We start from the raw sequence: 8,046 nt of genomic DNA, 5'->3' as shown, positions 1-8,046 counted from the left end.
CAAGGGGTGCCCCTACAGGGCATGGCCGGGGGCCTCCGTTTGCGCCGCTGGTTGCATGCACATGCTGCCACAGAGATCGTATTTTTATCCGGTTTCGTATGATGCAATCGCCCTGTTTTACGCACCCGTTAGGGTTACGAGAGAACCTTTGTATGCTACAATCGTTGTATAAACAGTAGCCAATAGCCTTGGGTGGAGGAACAGACATATGCCTTCTCCGTTTCCTGGCATGGATCCATATCTTGAAGGATACCTTTGGCCTGATGTGCATAATGCTCTTTCCGCAAAGATTCGTCAACTCTTAACCCCACTTATTCGTCCTCGTTATACTGCGCGCCTCAATATCTATGTTGTAGAAGATGTATCGCCTGAAGGGGATATTGGAATCCTCTATCCTGATGTGGAAATTATGCGGGCTCAGCAACATGCAAGAGAGCAGCCGCCAGGAATGCTTCGACAAGAAACAGGATTTGGAGCCGTGACGCCTGCAGCACTTACAATACCTGTGATATTGCCGATTGATATTCAGCTTACGTCTGTTGAAATCCGTGATACAGCACAAAATCAACTTATTACTTCGATTGAGTTGTTGTCTCCGGTCAATAAACGTGAACCTGGCTTGCAGCAGTATCGTTTAAAGCGACAAAGATTGTACCAAGCCGGGGTTCATTTGTTAGAGCTCGATCTTCTCAGGCGGGGGACACGACCTATTTCCCACCCAACCTTACCTGATGTGCCATATCTAATCACACTTACGCGCGCACATACGGGGAAGACCAATGTATGGCCCTTGCACTTAAAAGATGCTTGGCCAAATATACCCGTTCCATTGCGCCAGCCTGATGATGACGTAGTCCTCCTTTTAGGAAGCGCGTTTACCGAAATATATGACGAGGCGGCATATGATTTGTCGCTTAATTACCAGGAACCGCCGCCTGCACCAGCCCTATCAGATGAAGATAAAGCGTGGGTTCGAGCGTTGCTCGATCGCCGCTAAAGCGAACATGTAAAAAGGCGGGTATGGGTGACTTTGCCACCCATACCCGCCCATCAGATAAAGCGCCGGGGCGAAACTCTAGACCTACGCCATCATCGGGTTCCGCGAAGCCATTGCCCGCAGGCGCGCAATGCGCTCTTCGGTCTGCGGGTGCGTGCGGAAGAGGTTGCCAAGACCGCCGACGATCGGGTTGATGATGTAGAGGTGCGAGGTCGCCGGGCTCGCTTGCATTGGGACGCGACCAGCCGCCCACTCGAGCTTCTCAAGCGCACTCGCTAGGGGCAGGGCATCGCCAAGGATATTGGCGCCACCCTCGTCGGCCAGGTACTCACGCGAACGTGAAATCGCCATCTGGATGATCACGGCGGCAATTGGTGCCAGCACCATCATCAACACGCCACTGAACATCTCGGCCAGTCCGCCACTCTCCTCGCCATCATCGCTGCTAAAGCTTGAGAAGATCATGCTCCACATCGCCATATCAGCGATCATCGTCACCGCACCGGCAATCGAGGCCGCGATGCTCGAAATGAGCGTATCGCGGTGCTTGATGTGCGCAAGCTCGTGCGCAATTACGCCGGCAAGCTCATCACGGGTCAACAGCCGCTCGATGCCAGTCGTCACCGCCACCGCGCCGTGCGCCGGATCACGTCCGGTCGCAAACGCATTCGGCGCATCGGCCTCGATCATATAGACCCGCGGCTTGGGAATCTCGGCACGGAGTGAGAGTTTCGCGACCATCTCGTGCAACTCGGGGGCCTCCTCGGGGGACACTTCGCGTGCCCCGCTCATCTTGAGCGCCAGCTTATCCGAGAACCACCAGGCCCCCATATTCATCGCCACCGCAAAGACCAGCGCGATGATCATGCCAAACTGGCCACCCAGCAGCCCACCAATCACAACAAAGAGACCAGTCAACCCGGCCAGCAATATCCCTGTTTTGAACGTATTCCACATTTGCATATGTTTTGTTTTGCTCCCTTTTGATGGATGAAAAACTTTTGCTTGCGTTGGCACAAAGGCCAGCTTTGCTGGCCGTTTGCGCCAACGCAAGCAAGATTCTTGCGGGCCACAGGCCGCAGATTTACAGCAATCATACCGTTTTGCAAAGCATCTGCACAGAGAGTGAATACCCCTTGAGGAGGGGAAAATTACATTAGGGAAGAGGTTGACCTTGCAACAAGACATCACGAAGCTGTTCACGCAGGGCGAGGAAACGGGGGTGGTTGGTCACGGCAAAGTCGCGGGGGCGGGGCAGATCGACCGTCAGGTCAAGCAATACGCGCCCAGGGCGGGGCGAAAAGGCATAGATCCGATCCGAGAGCAGAAGCGCCTCGTCAATATCATGCGTCACCATGATGATCGTGCGGTCAAGCGTTGTCCAGAGCTGCAGGAGCCACTGTTGCAGCGTGGCCCGCGTGAGGGCATCAAGTGCGCCAAAAGGCTCATCGAGCAGCATCACGGGGCGATGCCAGAGCACGGTGCGTAGCAGGGCTACGCGCTGGCGCATCCCGCCCGAGAGGGCCGCAGGGCGCGTATCGGCAAAACCAGCCAGGCCAAAGGGGGCCAGCAATGCCTCGGCTTCGCGGCGCACGGCGGCAACGTCGCCCCCCTGGACAACCGTTGCCAGCACGGCATTCTCGATCACACTGCGCCAAGGCAACAGGGCGTCGCGTTGCGGCATATACGCAACCAGACCCCGCTGCCCGGTAATCTCCTTACCATCAAGCAGAATACGCCCGGTGTCAGGGCGCTCGAGCCCGGCCACCAGATTAAAGAGCGTGCTCTTGCCACAGCCACTCGGCCCGACCAGGCTGACAAATTCACCCGCCTGAACTTCCAAATGGACATCTTCAAGCGCATCAACAGGTGTATGTTTACCAGGATAGGTTTTGGTAATTGAATCAAGGATCAGCGTTGTCATACGGGTGATGCTAACACACGCTCCCCGATAAAACAAGCTCTTGCTTGCGCAAAGGCCATGGTTTGTGGTATGCTTTATTACGCAGTGCGTCATAACGACTGTGGGAGCCTGCTCCTCGATCGCGAAAGCATTTCCACAGCGGCTTCGCGCACGGCGATCTTTGGAACGATCTTGTCTTACTATGGAGAAACCCTCAATGGCAATGGCGACATTCGAGCGCGAGTTGGATTTTTTTCATCTTGACGGGCTGTTGACGCCTGATGAGCGTGCGGTACGGGAACGTGTCCGCGCCTTCTGCGATGAGTCGGTCATTCCGATCATTGCCGATTATTGGGAGCGAGCCGAGTTTCCGTTTGAACTGGTGCCAGGCCTGGCCGCGCTGGGCCTCGCCGGGGGAACGATCAAGGGCTATGGTTGTCCGGGGCTGAGCCATGTGGCCGTGGGCATCGGTGCGATGGAGTTGTCGCGGGGCGATGGCAGCGTCGAGACCTTTCTCGGCGTCACCAGTGGTCTGGCGATGCAAGCGCTGGCGTTCTGTGGTTCCGAAGAACAGAAGCAGCGCTGGTTGCCCCCTATGGCCCGCCTTGAACTGATCGGGGCCTTTGCGTTGACCGAGCCCGAGGTTGGCTCAGATGCGAGCCACATTCGAAGCACGGCGCGCCGCGTCGGGGATCGGTATGTCTTGAACGGGGCCAAACGCTGGATCGGCAACGCCTCATTTGCCGATGTCGTCGTCGTCTGGGCCAACGATGAAGCGACCGGCAAAGTAGGCGGCTTTCTGGTGGAGCATGGAACGCCCGGCTTTGAAACCGAAGTAATCGGCGGCAAAATTGCCAAGCGCCCCCTGAAAAATGCTGCGATCACCATGACGAACGTCGAAATCCCCGAAGCCAATCGGCTGCCAGGGGCGCGTTCGTTCCGCGACACGGCGCAGATTCTCAAGGCGACTCGTTACGGGGTCGCCTGGGAAGCCGTTGGGCATGCCCTGGCCGCCTTTGAACTGGCCCGAGCCTATGCGTTGCAACGTGAGCAATTTGGCCGCCCGATTGCCTCATTCCAGCTCGTCCAGCAAAAACTGGTGGTGATGCTCGGCGATCTGACTGCGGCCCAATTGATGGCCTGGCGGCTCAGTCGCCTGCTTGATGAAGACCTCAACCAGGTCACCGAGGGCATGGCCTCGCTTGCCAAACAGCAGTGCGCTGCCCGCGCCCGCAACGTCGTCGCCCTGGGACGCGAATTGCTCGGCGGCAACGGCATCTTGCTTGAGCACCACCTCGCCCGCCACTTCGCCGACATGGAAGCCGTCTACACCTACGAGGGCACCAACGAGATCAACTCGCTCGTCGTTGGCCGCGAGATCACCGGCCTGCAAGCCTTCGTATAAGCATCGCCTCTGGCGCGGTGGGACGGCTTCGCCGTCCCACCGCGCCAGGTGATAGGTGGGGCGATTGCATCTTCTTCCGTGCATGCACCCCGCAAGGGCACCCGCAAGGGGTGCCCGTACACCGGATTCGGCCCCCGCCCCTGTTGGGTGGGGCTTGACCATATATTTGACGACTTGCACGGCTACGAGTATAGTGGAAGGGATGTGCCACTGATATGCATTGATCAAGGTAGTCTATGTTGCTGTTGACGGCTGAGACGTTACCGATTGACTATTTGCTCAAGAATACCCACCCCACGACGGTCAAAGCAGGGCGTGAATTATATGAACGTGGGGCTGCGCGGGTTATCGAGAGCACACACCTTTCAGCGAAATTAGAGGTGGAAGAGCCTGGCAAAGATCTGGTCTATGTGACGGTGAATCTTGCAGGCAATCAGATTTATGTCAATACGAGCGCACGCACCCAGTATGGCTGGGGGCTCTGCAAGCATCGTGTAGCGGGAGTGCTAGCCCTGCGCGACTATCTGCAAGCCAATCCTCCTTCAGTCTGGCGCGCCGTACTTGACCGCGCCATTCAGGCGCCCAACCGTCGCACAACCTCCGTCCCCTTGAACAATGTGATCCTCTTTAGTCTGCAAGAACGCGGTCAAAGCTGGGCCCTGCTGCCGTATAGTCTCAATGGGCGCTTCCTTCCCCCTGATCACGAAGGCAACCCTAACCGCATTGCCCAGGCGATCGAGCAGGATAAATTGGCCGAACAGGTCAAAATGATCCGTAGTCAGATCAATCCTGATAGCTATCCTCTGGTGCCAGTTCCTATCATTGCTGCTGCCAATACCGCGATTACGGCCAGCAATAGTTATGGCTACTGGTACACAGGCACCAAAACGCTCGGCACGCTCTTAGCGATGCTCGCGGGGGGCCTGATCTATGCCGGCACGGATCTGGCCCCGCTGAGCCTCGGGCGGCTCTATGTTCAAGAGCATCCGGCTACGGTTGAGCTTGAGGTGACCAGGCACAGCGACGCCATCGAAGCAACGTTTCGCGCCTCGCTTGATGAGAAGAGTCTTGTCTTGCGCCCGGGCCAGGCCCATATTTTGACCCGTGATCCGCAGTGGATGCTCGCTGATGAGTATATCTTCCGGATCAATGAATTTGGCCCTACCCCCGATTTAATGACCGAGCATCCTCGGCTGCGCATTCCAGCCAAAGATGAGGCCGAGTTCCTCGATCATTACCTTGTCCCGCTCAGTCGGACGGTGCCGGTGCGGGGCGATGTGGTGCAGTGGCAAGAGATCGAGGCTGAACCTGAGCCGCGGATTTATCTCGCGGAACGTGAGGGTGAACTGATCGCCGAGTTGCGCTTTGGCTATGGCACATGCGAGGTTCCTTTCGAGAAGCAAACGCCGATCGAGACGGTGACCCGCGTTGAGCAGACGACAACCTTCGCCCGCATTCGCCGCAACGCGATTGCCGAACATATGGCCCAGCAACAACTCGGGGCTAGCTTTGGGCTCAAACGCGGGAGTAGTGCGCACGAGTTTGCGCTGCGCAAGTCGGTCGCCCCGGTTGACTTTTTGCTGCGTGACGTGCCCAAACTCGTTGCCGCCGGTTTTACCGTCTTTGGTGAAGATGCCCTCACCTCGGCCCGCGTCAATCGCCATCGCCCTTCGATTAGCTTCAATGTTAGCTCAGGCATCGATTGGTTCGATGTCGAGGCCGTGATTACCTTTGGCGATCAGGAACTCTCGCTCAAAGAGTTCAAACGGGCGATGAAACGCCGTGATCGTTATGTCAAGCTCGCCGACGGTTCGCTCGGGGCGATTCCCGAAGAGTGGATCGAGCGTTATCGGCACCTCTTTGCGTTCGCCGAAGAGCGCGACGACGGCATGCGGCTCTCGTCGCATCACCTCGGGTTGCTCGATCAGGTGCTCAGTGAGGCCGACCGTGCGCAGACTGATGCCGCCTTTGCCGAACGCCGCGAGCGCCTGCGCAGTTTCGAGCGCCTCGAGCCACGGGCCTTGCCCAGTGGTTTTGTGGGCGAACTGCGCCCCTATCAAAAAGCCGGCTATGATTGGCTCCACTTCCTGCGCGACTATGGCTTTGGCGGCTGTCTCGCCGATGATATGGGGATGGGCAAGACGATTATCACGCTCGCTTTCCTCCAGTCACTCTATGAGCAAGCGCCACGCCCTGTGGCGACGCTGATCGTGATGCCACGTTCGCTGCTCTTCAACTGGCAACGCGAGGCTAGCCTGTTTGCACCCGGTCTTCGCGTCTATGTCCACGCTGACCAGGGCCGGATCAGCGAGCCTGACCAGTTTAGCGAGTACGATCTGGTGTTGACGACCTATGGTGTGATGCTCCGTGATGCGGAATTGCTCCGCTCGTATATGTTTCACTATCTGATTCTCGACGAGTCGCAGGCGATCAAAAATCCGCTCGCCGAGACGTCACGCGCCGCACGGACGCTCAAGGCCGAACATCGCCTCGTCCTGACGGGAACGCCTGTCGAGAATAGTACGCTCGAACTCTGGTCGCAGTTTGCCTTTCTCAATCCGGGGTTGCTCGGCAATCTTGACTATTTTCGTGAGGAGTTTGCCAATCCAATCGAACGCAAACAGGATAGCGAGACGGCCACGTTTCTCCGCAAGATGGTCTATCCCTTCATCCTGCGCCGCACCAAAGAGCAGGTTGCGCTCGATCTGCCCCCGCGCACCGAGGAACTCGTCATTGTCGAGATGGAAGCGGCGCAACGCAAGCTCTATAATAAGACCCGTGACCACTATCGCGCGCTGCTGCTTGGCCTGATTGATAATGATGGGCTCAATGATGCCCGCATGAAGATCCTCGAGGGCCTCTTGCGGCTCCGTCAGATTTGCAATCATCCGCGCCTGGTCGATGCGAAGTTCCGCGGGCAGTCGGCCAAGTTTGAGGTGCTGCTGCAAACCCTCGAAACCCTCAAGGCTGAGGGACACAAAGCGCTCGTCTTTTCGCAGTTTGTGCAGATGCTCACCCTGATCCGCCAGGGCCTCGATGACCGCAAGATCCCGTACGCCTACCTTGACGGCTCCACCCGCGATCGCCAGAGCGTTGTTGACCGCTTTCAGCAATCCGACGATCTGCCCTTCTTCCTGATCAGCCTCAAGGCTGGGGGCGTCGGGCTCAACCTGACCGCTGCCGACTATGTGATCCACGTTGATCCCTGGTGGAATCCGGCGGTCGAGATGCAAGCGACCGACCGCACCCACCGCATTGGGCAGACGCGCCCGGTCTTTGTCTACAAACTGATCACTCGCGACACGGTCGAAGAGAAGATCCTCAAGCTCCAAGACCAGAAACGCGCCCTCGTCTCGCAGTTGATCTCTTCGGAAGGCGGCGTCTTCAAATCGCTCACCCGCGACGATGTGGAGGTCTTGTTTACCTAGCACACGGCCCCAACGAGCAACAACAGGGCACCCAGCAACACCAGGGCACCCGCAAGGGGTGCCCCTACAGACACCGTCCGGGCCGTCGTGGTGGCGTGCGCGGCCCCGGCGCAACCCGGCGGGGGGGCCGGGCCCGGTGTACGGGCACCCCTTGCGGGTGCCCTGTGCAACGGCCCAAGCAAACGGCGGCACCCGGCAACACCAGGGCACCCGGCAACACCAGGGCACCCGGCAACACCAGGGCACCCGGCAACACCGGGGCACCCGGCAACACCAGGGCACCCGGCAACACCAGGGCACCCGGCAACACCAG

Annotated in this window: 6 protein-coding genes; 3 read left to right on the top strand and 3 right to left on the bottom strand. The window is 58.2% G+C overall.

Annotation, left to right across the window (positions count from 1 at the left end):
• Positions 1–208 precede the first annotated feature (208 nt).
• The gene (locus tag EYB53_RS16220; protein WP_135479468.1) at positions 209–997 is read left to right on the top strand and encodes a DUF4058 family protein; all 789 of its coding nucleotides are present in this window, start codon (positions 209–211) and stop codon (positions 995–997) included.
• An 84-nt stretch (positions 998–1,081) separates the two neighbouring features.
• Here EYB53_RS16220 and EYB53_RS16215 read toward each other — a convergent pair whose 3' ends face one another.
• Together EYB53_RS16215 and EYB53_RS16210 are read right to left on the bottom strand one after the other, a co-directional pair.
• Positions 1,082–1,960 (bottom strand): zinc metalloprotease HtpX, encoded by an 879-nt coding sequence (locus tag EYB53_RS16215; RefSeq protein ID WP_135479467.1) that lies wholly within the window; start codon positions 1,958–1,960, stop codon positions 1,082–1,084.
• Positions 1,961–2,153: 193 nt separating this feature from the next.
• Entirely contained in the window at positions 2,154–2,921 is a 768-nt protein-coding gene (locus EYB53_RS16210) for an ABC transporter ATP-binding protein (RefSeq protein WP_135479466.1), read from the bottom strand.
• Between the two features lie 196 nt (positions 2,922–3,117).
• On the opposite strand from EYB53_RS16210, the gene EYB53_RS16205 reads away from it, so the two are divergent.
• Together EYB53_RS16205 and EYB53_RS16200 are read left to right on the top strand one after the other, a co-directional pair.
• A complete protein-coding gene (locus EYB53_RS16205) occupies positions 3,118–4,305 on the top strand; it encodes an acyl-CoA dehydrogenase family protein (RefSeq protein WP_135479465.1) in 1,188 nt (395 codons plus the stop codon).
• Between the two features lie 236 nt (positions 4,306–4,541).
• Positions 4,542–7,733 carry a DEAD/DEAH box helicase gene (locus tag EYB53_RS16200; RefSeq protein WP_135479464.1) on the top strand — a complete coding sequence of 1,064 codons (3,192 nt, stop codon included), beginning with the start codon at positions 4,542–4,544 and terminating at the stop codon, positions 7,731–7,733.
• A gap of 64 nt (positions 7,734–7,797) precedes the next feature.
• Here EYB53_RS16200 and EYB53_RS16195 read toward each other — a convergent pair.
• Positions 7,798–8,046, bottom strand: a 249-nt coding sequence (locus EYB53_RS16195) for a hypothetical protein (protein ID WP_205712671.1), incomplete at its 5' end; no start/stop codon positions are given.

The sequence above is a fragment of the Candidatus Chloroploca mongolica genome (assembly GCF_004762035.2).
GTDB classification, from domain to species: domain Bacteria; phylum Chloroflexota; class Chloroflexia; order Chloroflexales; family Chloroflexaceae; genus Chloroploca; species Chloroploca mongolica.
The sequence above is the reverse complement of the archived record's forward strand: the minus strand, read 5'-3'. Positions and strand labels throughout refer to the sequence as shown.